Annotated in this window: 21 protein-coding genes and 2 other annotated features; of the genes, 7 read left to right on the top strand and 14 right to left on the bottom strand. The window is 44.1% G+C overall.

Annotated features, from left to right (window positions below; translation table 11 throughout):
* Positions 1–237: 237 nt before the first annotated feature.
* The 4 genes from ON01_RS01840 to fni all read right to left on the bottom strand — a co-directional run bounded on the left by ON01_RS01840 (position 238) and on the right by fni (position 3826).
* Positions 238–966: a DsbA family oxidoreductase gene (locus ON01_RS01840; RefSeq protein ID WP_010529305.1), complete on the bottom strand. Its 729-nt coding sequence runs from the start codon at positions 964–966 to the stop codon at positions 238–240.
* 281 nt (positions 967–1247) lie between these two features.
* On the bottom strand, positions 1248–2111 hold the full coding sequence (locus ON01_RS01835) for an MBL fold metallo-hydrolase (RefSeq protein WP_010529304.1): 864 nt from the start codon (positions 2109–2111) through the stop codon (positions 1248–1250).
* A gap of 123 nt (positions 2112–2234) precedes the next feature.
* Positions 2235–2684 (bottom strand): DUF2188 domain-containing protein, encoded by a 450-nt coding sequence (locus ON01_RS01830; protein ID WP_010529303.1) that lies wholly within the window; start codon positions 2682–2684, stop codon positions 2235–2237.
* A 92-nt stretch (positions 2685–2776) separates the two neighbouring features.
* On the bottom strand, positions 2777–3826 hold the full coding sequence (gene fni / locus ON01_RS01825; protein WP_010529302.1) for a type 2 isopentenyl-diphosphate Delta-isomerase: 1050 nt from the start codon (positions 3824–3826) through the stop codon (positions 2777–2779).
* Between the two features lie 144 nt (positions 3827–3970).
* On the opposite strand from fni, the gene ON01_RS01820 reads away from it, so the two are divergent.
* Positions 3971–4510: an HD domain-containing protein gene (locus tag ON01_RS01820; RefSeq protein WP_010529301.1), complete on the top strand. Its 540-nt coding sequence runs from the start codon at positions 3971–3973 to the stop codon at positions 4508–4510.
* Positions 4511–4614: 104 nt separating this feature from the next.
* On the opposite strand, the gene ON01_RS01815 is transcribed toward ON01_RS01820, so the two are convergent.
* The 6 genes from ON01_RS01815 to ON01_RS01790 form a co-directional block, all read right to left on the bottom strand.
* A complete protein-coding gene (locus ON01_RS01815) occupies positions 4615–5439 on the bottom strand; it encodes an aldo/keto reductase (RefSeq protein WP_010529300.1) in 825 nt (274 codons plus the stop codon).
* Positions 5440–5660: 221 nt separating this feature from the next.
* Entirely contained in the window at positions 5661–6068 is a 408-nt protein-coding gene (locus ON01_RS01810; RefSeq protein WP_010529299.1) for a type II toxin-antitoxin system death-on-curing family toxin, read from the bottom strand.
* Between the two features lie 20 nt (positions 6069–6088).
* Entirely contained in the window at positions 6089–6361 is a 273-nt protein-coding gene (locus tag ON01_RS01805) for an AbrB/MazE/SpoVT family DNA-binding domain-containing protein (RefSeq protein WP_010529298.1), read from the bottom strand.
* A 176-nt stretch (positions 6362–6537) separates the two neighbouring features.
* The gene (locus tag ON01_RS01800) at positions 6538–7596 is read right to left on the bottom strand and encodes a YkvI family membrane protein (protein WP_029328946.1); all 1059 of its coding nucleotides are present in this window, start codon (positions 7594–7596) and stop codon (positions 6538–6540) included.
* 198 nt (positions 7597–7794) lie between these two features.
* Positions 7795–8358 carry a DNA-3-methyladenine glycosylase I gene (locus ON01_RS01795; RefSeq protein ID WP_010529296.1) on the bottom strand — a complete coding sequence of 188 codons (564 nt, stop codon included), beginning with the start codon at positions 8356–8358 and terminating at the stop codon, positions 7795–7797.
* A gap of 2 nt (positions 8359–8360) precedes the next feature.
* The gene (locus ON01_RS01790; RefSeq protein WP_010529295.1) at positions 8361–9203 is read right to left on the bottom strand and encodes a sulfurtransferase; all 843 of its coding nucleotides are present in this window, start codon (positions 9201–9203) and stop codon (positions 8361–8363) included.
* 158 nt (positions 9204–9361) lie between these two features.
* On the opposite strand from ON01_RS01790, the gene pepT reads away from it, so the two are divergent.
* Positions 9362–10609: a peptidase T gene (gene pepT / locus ON01_RS01785; RefSeq protein ID WP_010529294.1), complete on the top strand. Its 1248-nt coding sequence runs from the start codon at positions 9362–9364 to the stop codon at positions 10607–10609.
* Between the two features lie 387 nt (positions 10610–10996).
* Entirely contained in the window at positions 10997–12016 is a 1020-nt protein-coding gene (locus tag ON01_RS01780; protein ID WP_010529293.1) for a D-alanyl-D-alanine carboxypeptidase family protein, read from the top strand.
* 78 nt (positions 12017–12094) lie between these two features.
* Here the strand turns inward: ON01_RS01780 and ON01_RS01775 are convergent, their stop codons facing one another.
* The 3 genes from ON01_RS01775 to ON01_RS01765 form a co-directional block, all read right to left on the bottom strand.
* Positions 12095–12547, bottom strand: a complete 453-nt coding sequence (locus tag ON01_RS01775) for a DUF2269 family protein (RefSeq protein ID WP_010529292.1) — start codon at positions 12545–12547, stop codon at positions 12095–12097.
* Between the two features lie 116 nt (positions 12548–12663).
* Positions 12664–13527 (bottom strand): fructosamine kinase family protein, encoded by an 864-nt coding sequence (locus ON01_RS01770; protein WP_010529291.1) that lies wholly within the window; start codon positions 13525–13527, stop codon positions 12664–12666.
* A gap of 109 nt (positions 13528–13636) precedes the next feature.
* Positions 13637–14104, bottom strand: a complete 468-nt coding sequence (locus tag ON01_RS01765; RefSeq protein ID WP_010529290.1) for a nucleoside deaminase — start codon at positions 14102–14104, stop codon at positions 13637–13639.
* Between the two features lie 188 nt (positions 14105–14292).
* Between ON01_RS01765 and ON01_RS01760 the strand changes: the two genes are divergently transcribed.
* Positions 14293–14853, top strand: coding sequence for a nitroreductase family protein (locus ON01_RS01760; protein ID WP_010529289.1), 561 nt, complete (start codon positions 14293–14295; stop codon positions 14851–14853).
* 172 nt (positions 14854–15025) lie between these two features.
* On the opposite strand, the gene ddlA is transcribed toward ON01_RS01760, so the two are convergent.
* The gene (gene ddlA, locus ON01_RS01755; RefSeq protein ID WP_010529288.1) at positions 15026–16132 is read right to left on the bottom strand and encodes a D-alanine--D-alanine ligase; all 1107 of its coding nucleotides are present in this window, start codon (positions 16130–16132) and stop codon (positions 15026–15028) included.
* 316 nt (positions 16133–16448) lie between these two features.
* Positions 16449–16694 (top strand) — a binding site (T-box leader).
* 216 nt (positions 16695–16910) lie between these two features.
* Positions 16911–17162: a binding site (T-box leader), on the top strand.
* A 202-nt stretch (positions 17163–17364) separates the two neighbouring features.
* On the opposite strand from ddlA, the gene trpE reads away from it, so the two are divergent.
* Genes trpE through trpD form a run of 3 tightly spaced genes read left to right on the top strand, consistent with a single transcriptional unit; the run spans position 17365 to position 20360 of the window.
* Positions 17365–18768, top strand: a complete 1404-nt coding sequence (gene trpE / locus ON01_RS01750; protein ID WP_010529287.1) for an anthranilate synthase component I — start codon at positions 17365–17367, stop codon at positions 18766–18768.
* Complete coding sequence (locus ON01_RS01745) at positions 18752–19351, top strand: anthranilate synthase component II (RefSeq protein ID WP_010529286.1); 600 nt, start codon at positions 18752–18754, stop codon at positions 19349–19351. The genes trpE and ON01_RS01745 overlap by 17 nt, the downstream gene beginning before the upstream one ends.
* A complete protein-coding gene (trpD, locus tag ON01_RS01740; RefSeq protein WP_010529285.1) occupies positions 19335–20360 on the top strand; it encodes an anthranilate phosphoribosyltransferase in 1026 nt (341 codons plus the stop codon). The genes ON01_RS01745 and trpD overlap by 17 nt, the downstream gene beginning before the upstream one ends.
* Position 20361 lies beyond the last annotated feature (1 nt).

The following is a 20361-nucleotide window of genomic DNA, read 5'->3' as shown; positions in this document are numbered from 1 at the left end:
TTTCGCCATTAAGGCTTGGCGATAAGCCAAGTTTTCTAACGAGTGGCAGCACATACATCTTCAGGGTGAAAATCCGAATGCGCCGCGCATCCGGTAAGCATTAGCTGACAAATAGTGCGTTAACTGTGAAGTAGTGTGCCAAGAATTTGAAGGCAAACATTTAGAAAGGGGGAATAAGAATGTTTTTTAAAAAAACCTTTGAAAAAAGTCTTTTCAAAGGTTTCGGTATGGTTCGTACTATTCATCGTCCTCTACTGTTTCACAACCCTCATCCGTACAATATGTGGTTTTGGACTTTTTTGGATTCAACGATTCCAGTACAGGCTCTTCTTTTTCCTCTGCCCATACTTTTTCAAGTACCTCGCTGAAGACTTCCTGTGGCTGAGCGCCGGATACAGCATATTTGTCGTTAAAAACAAAAAACGGCACACCCTGAACACCCAACTGCCTTGCCTGTTCTTCATCAGCGCGGACATGGATGGCATAATCATCCACTTTCAGTATTGCTGTCACGTCGTCCTCATTCAGACCAACTTCACCGGCAAGTTTGATCAGTGTTGCGTGATCGCTAATTAGTTCCGAATCCGTGAAATACGCTTTCAAAAGCCGCTCAGTCATTTCTTTCCCTTTGCCTTTTTCGTCAGCGTATTTTGCCACTCGGTGCGCGTCAAATGTGTTCGTATGCTGCATTGTATCAAAATTATATCTCAATCCGACTTCAGCGGCCTGCTCTCCCAGGCTTTCATTCATGTTCTTTGCCTGTTCAAAAGACATCCCCTTTTTAGCGGACAGATATTCATGTATGTTCTGACCGGGGTTCACTTCAGCCTCCGGGTCCAATTCATAGCTTTTATAGCCTACTTCTACATCTTCAAGATGCTCAAATTGCTCCAGGGCAGATTCCAATCTGCGTTTACCTATATAACAAAACGGACACACGAAATCTGACCATACTTCTATTTTCATCCAAACACCTCGTTTCTGGGTTATAGCCCGCATGTAACTGGCAGTAAGATCCCCACTTCAAGACGATGAGGTCAAATCAAAGAGAATAAGCGCGGGTCCAATTGCCAGTAAATGCCCGATTCGGTTCAACTAACATTCAGTGGAGAAAGGTCACCCCACTGAATGAAGTTTCACTTTATTGTAGCACAGCACAAAGCTCTACAGTAAATGTTGCGCTTGAACGTCTTATTAGAGGCGCTGATTTAATAGTAAACTGTTTTATAACTGACCTCCGGGACGGTCTAATGTGTTTGCCCGTCGTCTTCAATATAGCGGCCATAATCCGGTTTGGCTGTTTGATCAAACGTTTGAACAAGCTCGTGCAATCCTTCCGTTAAGTCCTCGCCCTGCATTACTGTTCCGTGACCGGGAATGACCATGTCGGGATTAAGGGCTGCCAGTTTTTCCACTGATTTCTTCGCTGCCTCCCAGTCCGTCGTTAAATAACGCGGTGGTCCATTCACTTCATTGGTTTGCATCAGAACATTGTAAAACGAATCCTGCCTTACCGTTATAAACGCATCACCGGAAAGAAGCAGCGCATCACTTTCCCGGTAAAAGGACACATGACCTGGGGTATGACCTGGGGTATGAACCCATTCCCAGTTCTCAAGCCCGGGTATTGTATTATCATCCGGAAGCGGCTTAACCGCATCACCTAAATTAATCGGTTCATTCGGATACATGCCGGATATTTTAGCCAGCATACCGCCTTCAACACCCGGGTCCGGCTCAGGGTAGCTTTTCTCTCCGGTTAGATATGGCATCTCCAGCTTATGGGCATAAACCGGAACATCCCATTCCTTTACCAATTCGACTAAGCCTCCGACATGATCAAAATGCCCATGGGTCAGAATAATCGCGGACGGTTTGCTGTTCTCGCCAAAGCGCTCTGTCACAACCGATTTGATTTCATCTGCCGATCCCGGCAGCCCGGCGTCTACAAGTATCCATTCTTCTCTGTCCGGGTAACCGAGAAAAGCAATATTCGCAATCTGATCGGTGTAATAATACACATCATTGATAACTTCCTCTCCTGATCGGCTTGTAATGGATGTCATCGGGATGAATTTGTTGTCTCGGGGTTCATGAATTTCTTCGTCCATAAAAAAAACCTCCTTTTTGAGTTAGTATCTGGAGGTTTTTGAATTATAATCATCACTTTTGTAAAGCACCAATGCAAAAATTTCGGACTAGGATCCGGTGTTGTCATTCCCATAATCCAGTTTTTAATACGATTGCCGGTCCTGAATCGCCCCATCCTGCTTGTGAACAGTTAGGTATGTTCCTTTATTTCGGGCTATCTCGCGGGCACGTTTGACCGCATCGTCTTTATTTTCATAAACATGACTTGGGCGTTCTGCTTCGCTTGACCGGACGGCCCAGCCATTCTCGTGCAATATGACATGCTCACCTTCTTCTAGACGTTCGGGATTATCATCGTATTTTTTCCCTTCTTCAGAACGTTGGGTCGGGCTGCCGCTGTCTTTATACTGATAAAGTTCATCCTTGCTCGCGTTTTGTGCCCATTCTCTTGCCTGTTCCATTGCAATGGGAATCGCCCGGCCTTCATCATAACCTTCATCAACCATTGAATTAGCAATATCAATCGCTTTTTTCCTGGTTGTATAATTCAAATTTTTCATTGAGGATGGGTAATCGTTCATTGTCCAGGTCATCTCGCATACCTCCTTTTTTGTATGTTACCCGTATCATATGTTGCCAAACATGAACAAAGCTGCTTACCCCTTCAGGTAACCAGCTTCTGCCATCAATCCTCAAGCAATGATTTGCCCATGATGGAAACACGTTTTGTATTTTTCAATTCATCAAGTGTTCTGGCGCCAACCCCGAACATCGTCATTTTAAGTTCCAGTTCAATTTGATCCATTGTCTCAATGACGGCTTTATCCGATTCCGTTGCCGCCTCCAGCAGCTTCCTCGCAAAGCCGATCACGTCTGCACCGATTGTCAGTGCTTTTGCGGCATCCATACCGGTTTTCATGCCGCCACTGGATACTATCGGTACATCCTCCAGCTCACTTCTTACTGAGACAATGCATTCTTTTGTCGGAATGCCCCAATTATTAAACGCCTCTGCTGCGGCTTTTTTCAGCGGATCATTCGAACGGAGTTTTTCTACCTGACTCCAGGATGTTCCGCCAGCACCAGCGACATCAATATAGGAAACGCCTGCATCGTACAATTTTTTCGCAATGGTACCGTCAATACCAAAGCCGACCTCTTTTGCACCGACCGGAACGCTGACATTTGAGCAGACTTTTTCAATCTTCGACAGTAGATTTCCAAAGTTCAAATCCCCGCCGTCCTGGACAGCCTCCTGAAGGGGGTTGAAATGCAGCACAATCGAGTCAGCCCCCGTCAGATCAACAATCTGCTGACATTCCTCTGCACCATAGCCATAATTCAGCTGCACTGCGCCAATGTTAGCAATTAAAGGCACACTCGGTGCATATTTTCGAATTAAAAATGATTCCTGATGCGCGTCACTTTCCAGAAGAGCCCTTGTTGAACCGAGAGCAACGGCCCAGCCTTTCTCTTCCGCCGCTTTGGCAAGATTCTGATTGATTTTCGCCGCAAGTTCCGAACCCCCGGTCATCGAACTGACAAGAAACGGGGCGTTTAACGGCTTGTCCAGAAAACGAGTGCCTGTCTCAATATCAGCAAAGTTTATTTCCGGTAATGCATTATGGATAAACGATATCCCTTCAAGCCCTGTTGATTTGTTTACACCTTCTACATTATCAGTTAAACAAAGCCGGATATGCTCCGTTTTCCGTTTATTAATTCCTTCTTCCATCACGATTCATCCTAACTTAAGTGTCATCATCTTTATCATACCAATAATCGATTGGAAAACAAAATGGCAACAACTGTTGCTGGAACAATTACAGATTAACTGATATACTAATTTCCAATATCTAACCCCTCGGGAGGACGATCAATGATAAAGGAAGCAAAACGTTTTGCCGAAAAAGCACATGAAGGCCAGATACGCAAAAGTCCTGACGACCCTTATATTATCCACCCCATACGTGTTGCCGAGCGGCTGGAGAAGGCCGGATTCAGTGATGAACTGATATGCGCCGGCTATTTGCACGACGTTGTGGAAGACACGCCTTATGAAATAGAGGATATTGAGGAGATATTTGGTATCGAGGTGGCGAAGTTGGTATCTGCCCACACAGAAGATAAATCCAAAACATGGACAGAACGCAAACAGCACACGATTGACACCGTGAAATTCGCCTCAAAAAACGTGAAATATCTGATCCTCGCTGATAAATTGGATAACCTGTTATCGATGGAACAAGAGTATGAGCTCCAGGGTGATGCACTGTGGGAAAACTTCAATGCAGGCTATGAACAGCAAAAATGGTATAACGAGTCGATTGCTAGGAATATGAATACCGGGCTGGCTGAATATGAGGTGCCAGACTATTTCAGGGAGTTTGACGAAGCGGTGAAGCGGATGTTTGGCTGATATTATGCTCTTGCGGATGCTTAAAGTTAATCTATAGACCGACAGATTTTGATTATCCATCGATAAGACTCGGACGCAGATTTGTCAGCATCCGAGTTCTCCTTTTAATACTTATTCATTTCATCTGGGTCTGGCCCGTTGCGTTTACCCTGATCCAATTCACCAATTTTTCGCATGTCCTCTTCGCTCAGTTCAAAATCAAACGCATTAAAGTTCTCTTCAATCCGCGACGGTGTGACTGACTTCGGAATTACAATAACGTCAGACTGCAAGTGCCAGCGAAGAATGACTTGTGCCGGTGTTTTGTCGTGTTTTTCGGCAATTCTCTGAATAACATCATTTTGCAATATGTCTTTTCCATTCATCAATGGACTCCAGGCTTCCACATAAATATTATGTTCTTGGCAGAATTCCTTAACTTCTTTTTGCTGGAGATACGGGTGGCACTCAACCTGATTCACTGCAGGCACGACATCACACTCATCCAGCAGACGCTGCAAATGATCGACATTGAAGTTGCAGACGCCAATCGCCTTCACACGTCCGTCATGATACAATTTTTCCATCGCTTTATACGTTTTCACATAATTATCCACTTCAGGCATTGGCCAATGGATCAAATACAAATCAACATAATCAAGGCCCAGCTTTTCCATACTTTCATCAAATGCCTTAAGTGTGTTTTCGTAGCCCTGGTCACGATTCCAGACTTTTGTTGTGATGAATAGCTCCTCACGGGAGACCCCGCTGTCTGCAATAGCTTTCCCGACACCATTTTCATTTCCATATAGTGTTGCCGTATCTATCGAACGATAGCCAGCTTCAAGCGCCTTCGAAACAGCCGGTGTCGCTTCCTCATCCGGCACCTGCCAGACACCAAAGCCGAGCTGTGGCATTTCCAGTCCATTATTCAGTGTTACATAATTCATATAACAGCATCCTTTCTTGCCATGATGGATTCTTAGTTTATCATATCCCCATAAAGGTGAAAAATTATTGATACATTAGCCGTTTGTCCCTTGCAAATGAATAATTCCCTTCATACCTCATCAATTCACCACCAGGAAGCCCCATTAGCTTATATAAGTGATGATAGTTTAATTTGTGTGTTATTCCCCCGATAAAAGAAAGACTCAAAAGCCTTTTGGTACTACAATGGGTGTATGTTACTATTTAATTCATTCACAAGATACTGAATACAATCATTTTCCTTAAACTTTTCATCTTCCGCGAGATAAACAGTGAAATCCTCTGCTTCCTCATTTGTCATGGTAAGCTCATAGCTATTTAAGTTCAAGAAGGTTTCGAAAACGGTGAGAGCTGTTCGTTTATTTCCGTTATGGAAAATATGCCCCCCTCTGGCAATTGAATGATAATAACAACAGGCTTTTTCTTCTATAGAAGGGTACTGCTCTTCACCAAATAATACTGTTTTTGGTCTTTCCAGCATTGCTTCAAACTTATCTGGATACTTAATTCCAGCTTGGTCCAAATCATGATACATTTCCATGACTGTATAGTGAATGATGAATATTTCCTCTCCTGTTAAATAAGTCATTCCCCCATGAATACCACCTTTTATCTATCTTTTAAATTACGGAGTGCTTTATCATACTTTGTGATCGCCCTGTTCATTGCTCCTAATACTTCCGGACGAATACCTTCAGGAAGACGATTTGCTTTTGTTATGGTTAACCCCTCTTTTTTTTCATCATATATGATCTCTATTTCATCGCCTTTATTCATTTTTAGTTTATTTGCTAGGTCTTTCGGAATGTTCACAGATAGACTGTTCCCTACTTGACTAACACGTCTTCTATAACGTTTTTCTTCCATCATTTCCACGCTCATTTCCATCACAATCTCCTTTCTATAACATTGACAGAAAGGGAAAATTTAAACCCCATTTGTCAATATAATTATGATTGTATATACAATTATAACACCTATTCCCATAAAAAAGTAGTCACGAAACGCTAAAAATAGGCTTTTTCAAAGCGGGACAAGGGAGCCCACACCCTGTCCCATCAAACATCTTCGGCCCATTTTTTCACTCTAAACGGTGCAATGAATAACACGATAATTAATACGAGTCCAAGATAACCAATAAATGGATACAAGGATGAAACGAGATCGGTGAACCCTACAAAACTCGTTGCATAGCCGACAACCACCGTAATGGTGAAAAAGAGTTTGAATGTTTTCGTCCCCGGTTCTGTAAAACGCGCGCCGAAAGAGTAGAACATGCTGATGGCTGTATTAAAAATCATGGCGAATAAGACCAGAGACATCAGTACACCTAAAAATGGCGAAATGTCATTTACAATTCCAAGTGTCGGTAATTCCAGGCTGCCAACCTCTTCAATTTTAGCGAAGATGGCTAGATGACTTAAAAGAATGATGAGGCCCAGGCCAATACCGCCGGCAAGACCGCCCCAGGCCGCTGTCTTTCGGTCTGTTTCGGCAGCTCCTGTAACAATTGCCATAGATGCACCTACAGCTGTATTAAACGAAACATAATTGATAGCTGAAATAAACCAATTTGGCAGGCTTGTCGGATGTCCCCTTGCAATACTATCCAGGTTTAGATATGAGTCATCCATTGTCAGGAAACTATAAATGGAAACGATCACAACAAAAATAATAAGGAATGGCGTGATTCCGCTGATGATGTTCACAACACGATCAACTCGCAGCATGCCGGTTACAATAACTAGAATAGATATCAGCGTTGTCCCGGCAATAATCGGAATCCCGAACTGTTGATTTAAATTGGAACCGGCTCCGGCAATCATAACAACACCAACACCGAATAACGTAAAAATAAGTATGTAATCAATAATCAAGCCCAGGAAACGGCCGCTGACACCATAAATAACCTCTTTATGTGACGGCTGCTTTGCGCGGCTGCCCAACCAAACGAGCATCATTCCGACATATGCGAATAAAGCAGTTGTTACAACAGCCCCAACAATGCCCCATAAACCGAAACTGGTAAAGTACTGTAAGATCTCTTGTCCGGACGCGAGGCCTGCCCCGACAATGATTCCGATAAAAGCGCTTCCAATCTTCAGGATTTTTTTCATTTTCATTTGTATTGTTTCTCCTCCTTCTTCGATGCCTATACAATTAAATGTAACAGATAATAGTTTATATCATTTTGAGTTTCAGCAAAAATATAATGTATTCGGTTTATTAATTTATACAACCCTTATAACGACAAAGGCAAATGCCCCGTACCTCACTGGAGCATTTGCCTTTGTCCGAAAGAATGGAAAAAGATGTCACACATTCTTTCCCAAGAAACATTTCTTGGTATGGTCGTTAACCATTCCGGTTGCCTGCATAAATGCATAGCAGATGGTCGGTCCGACGAATTTGAACCCACGTTTTTTCAGATCCTTACTCATTTGCTCTGATTCTTTTGTTGTTGCAGGGACTTCTGCATGCTCATCCCAATCATTTACGATTGGCTCCCCGCCAACAAACTGCCAAATATAACGGTCAAAGCTTCCGAATTCCCTCTGAATTTTTAAAAAGGCCATGGCATTGGTGATCACTGATTCAATTTTACGTCTGTTCCGGATGATGCCTTCATTCTGGATCAGTTCATGAACCTTGTCACTGTCATAACAGGCCACTTTCTCCGGATCAAAGTGATCAAAAGCCTCCCGGTAGTTTTCCCTTCGTTTCAAGATCGTTATCCAGCTCAGTCCAGCCTGTGCTCCCTCAAGAGAGAGCATTTCAAATAAAGACTGATCGTCGTGGGTCGGTCTTCCCCACTCGTCATCATGATAAACAATATAGATAGGGTCATCTGTCACCCATTCACAGCGTGTTCTATCCATCATCATTCTTCCTTTGTTTCCACTTCATTTTCATCATAGGAAATCCAATCACTGAAGCTTCCAGGGTACAGCTTCACATTTTCGAACCCTGCTGATTTTAGGGCCAGGACATTCGGACATGCTGAAACACCTGAACCACATGACACGATGATCACGTCATCTTTGGATAATGAATCAAAATTTTTCTCGAGTTCCGCGGCGCTTTTCCACTTGCCGTTTTTATCAAAAACATTCTTCCAAAAGAAATTCTTTGCACCGGGAATGTGACCAGCCTTTATATAAAGTGGTTCGGTTTTGCCAAGATAGCGATCCCTTGAGCGTGAGTCAATCAACGTTGCCGACTGATGCCCCAGTTTTTCCGTTACTTCTTCGATATGTGCGACATCATTTTCACGAAACACCGGTTTGAATTCCTTCGCTTTAAGCGCCGGCACTTCTGTTGTTACCTCATGCCCGGCTTTCACCCATTGTTCAAAACCGCCGTCGAGCAGATGGACATCTTCATGACCCATATATTGCAGAAGCCACCAGAGACGTGCAGCGAACATATCATTTTGCTGATCATAAATAACGACCGTTGTCTCATGATCAATTCCGATGTTACCTATTTTGGCAGTAAACATTTCCATATCGGGCAATGGATGACTGCCTCCATGCTTAGCTGCCTTATCAGATAAATCCTTATTTAAATCGAGGTAAACCGCTTGCGGTATATGGCCTTGCAAATAGGCTTTTCTGCCCGCATCCGCGTCTGTTAATTCAAAGCGCGTATCCACTACAACTATATTTTCCGGATCGTTTTCAAGTCGCTGTTCAAGCCATTTATCACTTACAACAACAGACATTCTACAACCTCCCAGTTTTAAGTGTTGCCCTCATCTATTTGCGTTCATTGTGTTCACTATTATTTTAACCGATGGAAAAGCCAATGAACAGCACGAATTATTCTTCATTTTCAGATGATAGAAGTGGTAAAATAAATGGACAAGGAGATGGATATATTATGAAAAAAGAGTTAATCGAACGTTTCACACGCTACGTTAAAATCAATACCCAATCAGATGAAGCCAATGAAGCAACACCGTCAACATCGGGACAGCTGGAATTGGCCAATTTGCTTATTGAAGAGTTACGGGAAATCGGCATGGCTGATGTCTCAATTGATGATAATGGCTATGTCATGGCCACACTACCTGCCAATACCGAAAAAGACCTCCCGACAATTGGCTTTCTTGCCCATGTTGATACAGCGACTGATTTCACCGGGAAAAACGTAAAACCGCAAATCGTTGATAATTTCGATGGCAAGGATCTCACATTGCATGAAGAAAAAAGTGTTGTCCTATCCGCCAATGACTTTCCTGAACTGCCGGATTATAAAGGTCATACACTCATCACAACTGACGGTACCACCTTGCTTGGCGCCGACGACAAAGCCGGCATCACGGAAATCATGTCTGCAATGGCTTACTTAATTAACCATCCCGAAATCAAACATGGCAAAATCCGCGTTGCTTTTACCCCTGATGAAGAAATCGGCCGCGGCCCGCATAAATTTGATGTCGGTCGGTTTGCTGCTAAATACGCTTATACCATGGATGGCGGACCGCTGGGTGAATTGCAGTATGAAAGCTTTAATGCGGCTGCTGCCAAAATCACATTTCATGGCAAAAATGTGCATCCCGGCACAGCCAAAAATAAAATGGCCAACGCAGGGAAAATGGCTGCTGAATTTATCAGTAAAGTACCGGAGCAGGAGGCGCCTGAACATACGGAAAAATATGAAGGATTCTATCATTTGCTCGATGTGAACGGCGATGTGGAACAAACGGTGATATCCTATATCATCCGGGACTTTGACAGAGATAACTTTGAAGCACGGAAAGAAACGATGCGCCAATACACCGATGAAATTAATGCCAAATACGGCGAAGGTTCTGCAGACATTGAGATGAAGGACCAATATTACAACATGCGTGAGAAGATTGAGCCTGTTAAACACATAGTGGATATCGCTTATGAAGCAATGGAAAACATTGATATCACGCCGCTTGTAAAACCAGTCCGCGGCGGTACAGACGGCTCACAGCTTTCATACATGGGACTGCCGACGCCGAACATCTTCACAGGCGGCGAGAACTATCACGGAAAATTTGAATACATTTCCGTCGATAACATGGAAAAAGCAACAGACGTCATTATTGAGATTTGCAAGTTGGTTGAACAAAAGAACAATAATGAAGAAGGGTAGAACATAACGAAAACAAACAACTATAAAAACGATAATTCATTACTTTAGCGGAGGAAATATACGTAGACTCCTGCGGGAGGAAAGGCATAGGTGAGACCCCGCAATGTGTAGCATGAGGAGGCTCACCAGCCGCCCTAAGGTGCGCGAAGTATATTTCCGAAGCAGGTTATATCACTAACCATAATTTTTCGTAGTTCGGATTTTTCTTTTATAGAAACTCTTTTGTCCCAGCTTCCTTGCCATTGCTCCCACCCTTCATCACAATTAATCAAACGTTTGATTAATTACCACAGCTTCTCCAGTATCCCCGATTTGTCATGGATCGTCACAAGTAAGGGTGATATGATAGCATAATGAAGAGCAAAACGAATGACAGGGGAGAATTTGATGTTAAAGAAAAGTCTTACAGCTACTTTAGCGCTATTTGCCGTAATGCTTCTGATTACGGGATGCAACAGCGGGACTACAGCGGACAAGCAAACCGCTGAGCCTGTACCAAAGGATGAAACAGACAACCAGGAAAAGACAGAGCCGGCTAATAAGCAGATTCAATTACCGCAGGAACACCTGCAAAAACACGAAAACAATGATTCTGTGAAAATGCTGCAAGAAGTGCTAAATCAAGTCGGCTATAATATAGACCTAACCGGAACATATGATGAGATGACAACATGGGCTATAACAGATTATCAAATCCAGCAGGAGAACTTGTCCGTCACTGGTATTTATGATGATACAACAAAAGATTCGCTTAAGAACTCATTGGAAAACGGTGCTTCGCTTAAGTCTGGTGAAGGGATTGGAAAAAACAGCAGTGATGCTGCCGCTATTAATAACCCGCACGAAATCTTGGCGCTTGTCAATAAAGATAATGCGCTGCCGGAGGGGTTTGAGCCTATCAATCTCGTTGTGCCGGATGTCCAATTTCCATTCGAGGACTTTTTACCGAAGAAGCAAATGCGCCAGGTTGCCGCAACAGCCATGGAAGACATGTTTGCAGCGGCGGATGAGGCAGGACTTGAACTGTATGCCCAGTCCGGTTACCGCTCCTATGACAGACAGGACGCAATTTTTGCCGCCAATGTCCAGCAACATGGTGAAGAGGCCGCCAATAACTTCAGTGCAAGGCCCGGTGAAAGTGAGCATCAGACCGGCTTGACGATGGATGTCACCAGTCCGGATGTTAATTTTAAATTAACCGTTGAGTTCGGCGAAACCGATGAAGGCAAATGGCTTAAGGAACATGCCGCTGAATATGGATTTATCATCCGCTATCCAAAAGGTAAAGAAGATACCACCCAATATCAATATGAGCCGTGGCATTTGAGATATATCGGTGAAAAAGCTGCAACTGAAATCATGGAGAAGGGAATAACATTAGAAGAGTATTTAGGCGAAGCGTCTTAAACTGCTTAACTTTCAATATGTATACAAATTATACCGCTGATGCCTGGCTTACGGCATCAGCTTTTTACTCCCAAACATCTAAAAAGGCTTCAGAATCATCAATGCAATCACGATCAAAAAGATGACATTTTCAATCCGTTCATAGAAAAAGAGTTTTTTGGATAACACATCGTATTCTTTTGGTATATCATTCCCCTGGTGTTCCTTCAGCAATGCTTTAATCGGTTTTGACCTTGGTGACAGAATAATTGGACCAAAAGCAAGTGCAATCAGGAATAATACCAGACTCAATACATACCATCCCTCACTGAATAAAGAGGTGTTCAGCACACCCATCCAGAGACCAGTTATCAAAAGCAATGTTCCCCCGACCATCACAAAAATATGCAGCCGGTTCCTGATAACGTATGCATGCCTCAACTCAGTCATCGTATCAGCCTTCGTTACAATAAAAATCATGATAAACCCCGGTCCCAGACCAAGGATTGCTGAAAATACATGTATAAAAACGAGAAATTCATAAAACGTCATTGATTATCCCACCAATTCGTATCATGTACCTCCATCATACACGATTTACCATAGTGGAAAATTGTAAGTTTCAGCACATTTCCAGCATACTTTTTGACGAAATTGTGTCGAGATGCTCAGCCTGCATACCGTTTCAAAACCGTATCAACTGAACGTCCATATGATTCGCCGAACATATTCAAATGAGCGAGTAAATAATACAGCTGATACAGCGGCTTTATATCTCCATAATCCGGTGACAAAGGAAATCGTTCCTGGTAAGCCCGGTAAAAGTCACTGGAATAACCGCCAAACACCTCAGTGAATGCTATTTCAAAGTGACGATCACCATAAAGGAACGACGGATCAATAACATATGGTTCACCGCCCGGACCGGTCAGCCAATTGCCGCCCCAAAGATCACCGTGCAGATAGGAAGGCGCCGCATCATCAGGAATCCAGTTACCTAGGTTTTCGAGTAACGTCTCCATACGCTTACGCCGCTTGCCGATCATCCGTCCCCTGTCGATTCCCAGCTGCATCTGCACAGACAGCCTACGATCCCGATAATAGTCCAGCCAGCTCGAAAACAGCCCATTTGTCTGCGGGAGCGATCCAATAAATGTATCATGATCAAAACCATGCTTCTCTCCATGTGTCTGATGCATCTTCGCAATTCGATCACCCAATTTCCAATCGGTATCCGCTGCAGGCGCTCCTTCAATCCATTCCATCACAAGGAAGGCACGGCTGCTTTCATCTGAATAAGTAAACACTTCCGGTACGGCAATCGAATTTGTTTCCCTGATCAGCGCCAGCCCTTTTGCTTCAAGTTCAAAGAAGCGCTCCGGTGCATCCGGATGATATTTGATGAAATATGTTCGGTTATAAGTACCTACAACATAGCTTTCATTGATCGAGCCGCCTGCCGCACGCTTAGCCATCTTTATATTGGAATGATCACCGGCCTGATGCAAGGCTTTTTCGATTAGTTCATGCATCAAATTCTCCTTTCTGATACAGCCAAATTCTCGTACACAAAACATCTACCCATCATATCACGTCATTATCTTAACTGTTGAAGTTCCCGCTCTATCGTACTGATTTCATTTAAAATATTCTCCTGCTCCTCTTCACTTTCCACAGCTGCATAGGATTCTCCTGCCCCTCTTTTAACGGCATGTGAATTATATCCATCTGGCGCTCTGCTTTCGGCTTCTTTAATTCTTCATAAATATTTTTTGCTTTGCCAAGATCAGCATCAACGGCATCTTCGGATGAGGCGCAGTAATACACCGTATCAATCCCTGCAAAATACATTGCTGTGAGACACATCGGGCACGGCTCACCACTGGCATACATGGTGTAATTTTTCAGTTCATGTGAATGCATCATCTTCTGTGCCTTCCGCATTGCCTGAATTTCCGCATGTGCAGTAACATCAAATCGTTGGTGCAGTTCGTTGATACCCTCGGCAACTTGTTTGTCATTCTTCACAAGAACGGCACCAAAGGGTTCCCCGCCATCGCGGACGTTTTCGGCAGCCAGTTCTACTGCCCGTTCCATAAATTGATCCATCGAATGGTTCTCCCCTTCTTGTTCTTTTGTCCAAAGTATAACAGACCTGCTCAGCATATGACGTTTCATAAGCTTGTTAAACATTAAGTCGTTTTGCTTTTTTGTTCCTGATCAGCTACAATCATAATTGAAAACAATTATCAATTATGCATGTATATTTGGAGTATATGAACAGAGGAGGACAACCTATGGTACTGACAAAGAGGTCAACAGCCCTGCAGCAGGTCATCCGCGAGCGACGTTCTGTTAAAAAGCATTATAATGATAAACCGGTAGCCGAGGCAACCGTAAAGAGACTGCTGGAGGATGCTGTATGGGCGCCCACTCATGGCGTACGACAGCCCTGGCGTTTTATTTTCATCGGACCTGATCAGGCCGAAACCTTTGCCGGAAAAGTGGCTGCCACCTACCCCGAAGAACGACAGCAAAACCGCTTTGAGTATCTTCGTGAACCAACCGCTTTTCTCGTTGTTGTAATGGATGAACCTGAGAGTCAAAAACAATGGGATGAAAATTTTGGAGCGACCGCCTGCATGATTCAAAACTTTTGGCTGCTTGCCTGGGAGCAGCAGCTCGGTGTCGTCTGGAAAACCAATTCACATATTTATAATCAAGAAGTCAAAGACATTCTGAATGTCGGCGAAAACGAAAAAATCGTCGGGTTCCTGCATCTTGGTTATTTTGATGAGAAGCCTGCCAAAAAGGATCGCACATCAGCAGCGGATAAATTCACAACGTTTCAAGGTTAAACATAAAAAAGAGGCTTTGCCCTAAGTGGCGCAGCCTCTTTTTCTATAGACATTTCCTATCTTGTGTTGATAGACAAGCTTTTCCCGTCGATGTTTTATTTCTTCTGCTGATGTTCCCGGTCTTCTGCCAATACTTAAGCACTAGTCTTAGCACGCCACAACATTTCAGTAGTTATTCCTCATCCCATACAGCGCTTTTCAATGTGCTGTTTTTCTGATGACGGTCAATAGCCAGCTCAATTAGCTGCTCGATCAGCTCCGGGTAAGGGACACCACTGATTTCCCACAGTTTCGGGTACATGCTGATGCGGGTGAAGCCGGGCAGTGTATTAACCTCGTTCACATAAACCTGCCCATCTTCAGTCAGGAAGAAATCGACGCGGGCCAGCCCTTCACATTCAAGCGTCTTGAAGGCTTTCACAGCTGTGTTTTGCAGCAGCTCAACTTCTGTTTCCGACAACTTGGCAGGCATCTCCAGCTCTGCACCGGTTTCATCGATATATTTGGATTCATACGAATAAAATTCAGTTTGCGGTAAAATCTCGCCCGGGACTGACGACTTGGGATCCTCATTGCCCAGAACAGCACACTCAATTTCCCGGCCTTTAAGCGTTTCTTCAATCACTACTTTCTGGTCGTACTGAAACGCCTGCTCAATTGCTTTATCAAAATCGGCTTGTGTTGACACTTTGCTCACGCCGACAGATGATCCCTGATTGGCCGGCTTGATGAACATCGGCTCGCCGACCTCCTCTTTTACCGAGGAAAAATCAATCTGATCCCGCTCGGCACGTGAAAATGCCACTCCCTTGGCGACATTAATGCCAGCCGCCTTCAGCAATCGCTTGGCGATATCTTTATCCATACAGATGGCCGATCCCAAGACACTTGTTCCAACAAACGGCAGGTTAGCAATCCGCATCATTCCCTGCAGACTGCCATCCTCACCGAGCGTTCCATGGACAATCGGAAATACCGCATCCAGCTGGTCAAGCACATCTGCATCTGTCGCTCTTATCAGCTGATGATCTGTTTTACCCGGCACAATGGCAACAGATTCATTCGATTTATTTAATTGAATTAATTTCGGATTCTCTTCATTAATCAGATAGGAGGATTTATCATTGATATGCCATTCCCCCTGTTTATCAATTCCGATCAAGACAACCTCATATTTATTTTTATCAATCGCATCGACGATATTTTTAGCTGATTGCAATGACACCTCATGCTCAGCCGATTTTCCGCCAAAAATAATTCCAACTTTTCTCTTTGGCATGTTCAGAACTCCCTCTCTTAATGTGTGTTTAAAAAGGAGGATAACAAGGACCGAGAAGTTCAAGGCGGCGCAGTCTCGAGCAGCGGAATGTATGCATTTAGATACATGAGCTGCGGAGAAACAAGCCAACGCAGAAATTCGATGTGTCATTGTTACCGGACTTTTTGAACTCCCTCTTTTTATGAAAATATGAAAATGTATATATCTAAAATAGCACATTATAGCATGTTTGAAACACCATTATTTAATTATTTTTCAAAAACCACTTGACACCAGCAGAAATCTCCACTATGATGGATAACAATAAATTAATTCGAACAAAGCAAAGACGAAGAGTAGTAATCTATTTGTTGCACTTAAGAGAGCCGGTGGCGGGTGTGAACCGGTGTGTACGTTGGATGAATGGACTTCCGAGCTTCCAGACCGAACCAATTTTGCAGTAGGCTTTGGCGACCAGGTCTCATCGTTACACGAGACACTATTGAGCAAAAATGCTCGATATGGCCAAAGTGAGCTGTTTTTCAGTTAATAAAGGTGGCACCACGGGTTCCTCGTCCTTTTCGGATGGGGAACCTTTTTGTATTTTAGTAAAAACAGTGGTCTTCTCGCACGAGTTGGTGGTCTTCTCGCACGAGTTGGTGGTCTTCTCGCACGAGTTGGTGGTCTTCTCGCACGAGTTGGTGGTCTTCTCGCACGAGTTGGTGGTCTTCTCGCACGAGTTGGTTTTGCACCTTCGTAAACTCGGTGCAAAACCAACTTGACTCTAAAAACTGCAAACATTAAATCAACGAGTAAGAGGAGTAAGCTTTCTTGAAGCGTCCAAGAGAGCCGGTGGTGGTGGAATACCGGCACGTGAATAATTGCTGAATGGACTTACGAGAGGTTTCCTGAAATCTTAGTATGGAAACACGGGGCTCCGCCGTTATACGGATAGGATATCGGAAGGATGAAATTCCCGTATCCAAACAAAGATGGAGATTTTGTTTATATCTCCAAAAGAGGTGGCACCGCGGTCGCAATCGTCCTCTGCATTCACATTCTATATGTGTTTGCAGAGGATTTTTTTATTTAAAAGCTCTTGTTATGGAGATTGCTGTTTTATTTATTTGAAGAAGCAGGAGACGGCGACTCCAGCGGGAAAAGCGACGAGCACACCCCGCCTGGAGCGGATTCAGAATCAATACCATAATTAACAGGACCCATTTTATTACCAGGAAAGGAGTTGTGCAAAAATGGCAGAGTCAAAAACACTTCCTTATAAGTATATCAAGCTGAATGCCGATACATTGACGCCAATTGGCATATACGAAAACCTTTACGGCAGGAAAAAGTTTTTATTGGAAAGCTCAATTCAGCACAAGGAAAAAGGCAAATATTCCTTCATCGGAGCCGATCCTTATCAGGAATTTAAAGGCAGTAACAATGCAACCACCATTCTGAATCATATAAGGGAAACTTCCGAAAATCGAAGTGAACCTGTACTGACCGCTTTCCAAAAAGAATTTCCGAAAATGGATGCCGAGCTTCCCTTTCCATTTTTCGGCGGCGCAGTCGGTTACATCGGCTATGACGCCATCCGAAGCTATGAAAATATTGGTGATGAACTGCGTGACGACATTGAGATGCCGGACGTCCATCTGATGCTTTACCAAAACATGATCGTCTATGACCATAGCAACCAATCAGTGTTCCTTGTGGTGACAAATTTGGATCAGCAGCCTGAACACGTTTTGGATGACCGTCTGGCATTCTTAAAAAAAGCTTTGATTCCTTTCCCGACAGCAGATGTATCGACTGGTAAAGAGGTAGTGTTTGAGCCTGAAATGGATAAACAGCATTTTATGCACAACGTGGAAATCGCCAAAGACCACATCAAAAATGGTGATATCTATCAGGTCGTGTTATCACAGCGGATGAAAGCTGCCATGCAAGGTGATCCATTTACATTTTACCGGAAACTGAGAAAGGTTAATCCATCACCGTACATGTTCTATATCAATTTTGATGATTACGTTGTGCTCGGGGCATCACCGGAAAGCCTGATTGAAACAAGCGGCCGGGATATCATGACAAATCCGATCGCAGGAACTCGCCCGCGCGGCAGCACTACAGATGGCGATGGAGCACTGCGGAATGAACTGCTGACTGATGAAAAGGAAATATCAGAACATCGGATGCTGGTTGACTTGAGCCGGAATGACCTTGGGCGTGTTTGTGAAATCGACAGCGTTTCTGTACCAACTTATATGAAAGTGGAAAACTATCAGCATGTTATGCACATGGTATCAGAAGTTCACGGCAAACTCGCAGAAGGCTTCACCAGTATTGATGCCCTCATCGCCTGTCTGCCTGCTGGAACTGTCTCGGGCGCACCCAAAATCCGTGCCATGCAAATCATCAACGACTTGGAAAAAGTAAAACGAGGTGCTTATGCCGGTGGTGTCGGATACATCAGTTTTAATGACAATTTAAACATAGCGCTTGCGATTCGGTCACTCATTGTAAAGGAGAACTTTGCCTACTTGCAGGCAGGTGCAGGCATTGTTTATGATTCAGATCCGGAAACCGAGTACAACGAAACATTGCATAAAGCCAGATCATTGATGGAGGTGACCAGGTATGATATTACTCATTGATAATTACGATTCGTTTACTTTCAACATCTATCAGTACGTGGCCAGTGAAGGTATTGAGGTGAAAGTTGTTCGAAATGACCAGATTACTATCGCACGTATTTCCGAAATGACGCCGGAAGCGATCATTCTGTCCCCCGGGCCCGGAGCACCCAGTCAGGCTGGCATCTGTCCGGAAATCGTGAAAGCTTTTCACAGGAATATTCCTATTCTTGGTATCTGTCTGGGGCATCAGGTTATCGCGGAAACATTAGGGGGACGCATCTCTCAGGGAGGCACCGTCAAGCATGGCAAAACGTCATTGATTACACACAATGGCAACGGGCTTTTCAGTTATCTCCCGCAACCGCTTGAAGTGATGCGCTATCATTCACTGGTGATTGACCGGCGTACATTGCCGGGTGAGCTTAAAATCACTGCCACATCGCTGGAGGACAACGAAATTATGGCCATTAAACACCGGCAGCGCCCGGTCTATGGCATTCAATTTCACCCCGAATCCATAGGCACTGTGACCGGAAAGAAAATGATTCGAAACTTTTTAAAGGAAATCAGAAAGGAGTCTTATCATGAAATTCTATCTTGAAAAGCTGTTGAATCAGGAAAGTCTTACTTTAGAGGAAATGAAGGATGCTGCCACAACGTCATTTGATGAGCACATCAGCGAAAGCGAACTCGCATCATTCCTGACCGCTTTAAAAACGAAAGGCGAAACGCCCGAAGAAATCGCCGGACTTGCTGATGTTATCCGAGCACAATCCAGTCAAACAATAGATACATTAACGGATGTGATGGATAACTGCGGTACTGGAGGGGACGGCTCACACAGTTTTAACATCAGCACAACTGCCGCGTTTGTGCTTGCAGGCGCCGGTGTTAAAGTCGCCAAGCACGGGAATCGCAGTGTTTCCAGCAAGACAGGAAGTGCGGATGTGCTGGAGCATTTAGGCATCTCGTTATCTTTTTCAAAAAAACACGTGGAGGAAATGATTCAGGAAAATAATATCGCCTTTCTTTATGCCCCCCATGTACTTCCGGGTATGAAGCGGTTCATGACCGTCCGGAAAAACTTAGGCATCCCAACGATCTTTAATCTGATTGGCCCGCTGACAAACCCGGTCAATCTTGACACACAGCTATTGGGATCATATCGCCGGGATATGCTGCCAGTACTTGCTGAAACATTGTATCAGCTCGAGCGAAAGCGTGCATTGGTCATCAATGGCCCGGATTATATGGATGAAGCGTCACTTGCCGGCGACAACCATATCTCCCTGCTGGAAGAGGGAAAAGTCACGTCATTTACCCTGCATCCCTCCGACATTAACTTACCGGTATATGACAACGACGAAATCCGAGGCGGTGACGCCAAAGAGAATGCCACTATTTTGCTGAACGTCTTAAAGGGCAAGAAGGGGCCTTATTACGATACCGCTCTGCTGAATGCCGGTCTTGGCTTATTTGCCAATGGGGCAGCAGCGTCGATTGAAGATGGCGTCTTAAAGGCCGAAGAAAGCATTCAAAGCGGTGCAGCCATGGAAAAGCTGCAGCGTTTGATCGATTACAGTAGCAAAATCACAAGTGAGGCGATATAAC

Origin of the sequence: Lentibacillus jeotgali (assembly GCF_000224785.1) — a bacterium.
Lineage (GTDB): Bacteria > Bacillota > Bacilli > Bacillales > Amphibacillaceae > Lentibacillus > Lentibacillus jeotgali.
Note: the sequence above shows the minus strand (reverse complement) of the source record. Positions and strands in the feature narration are given on the sequence as shown.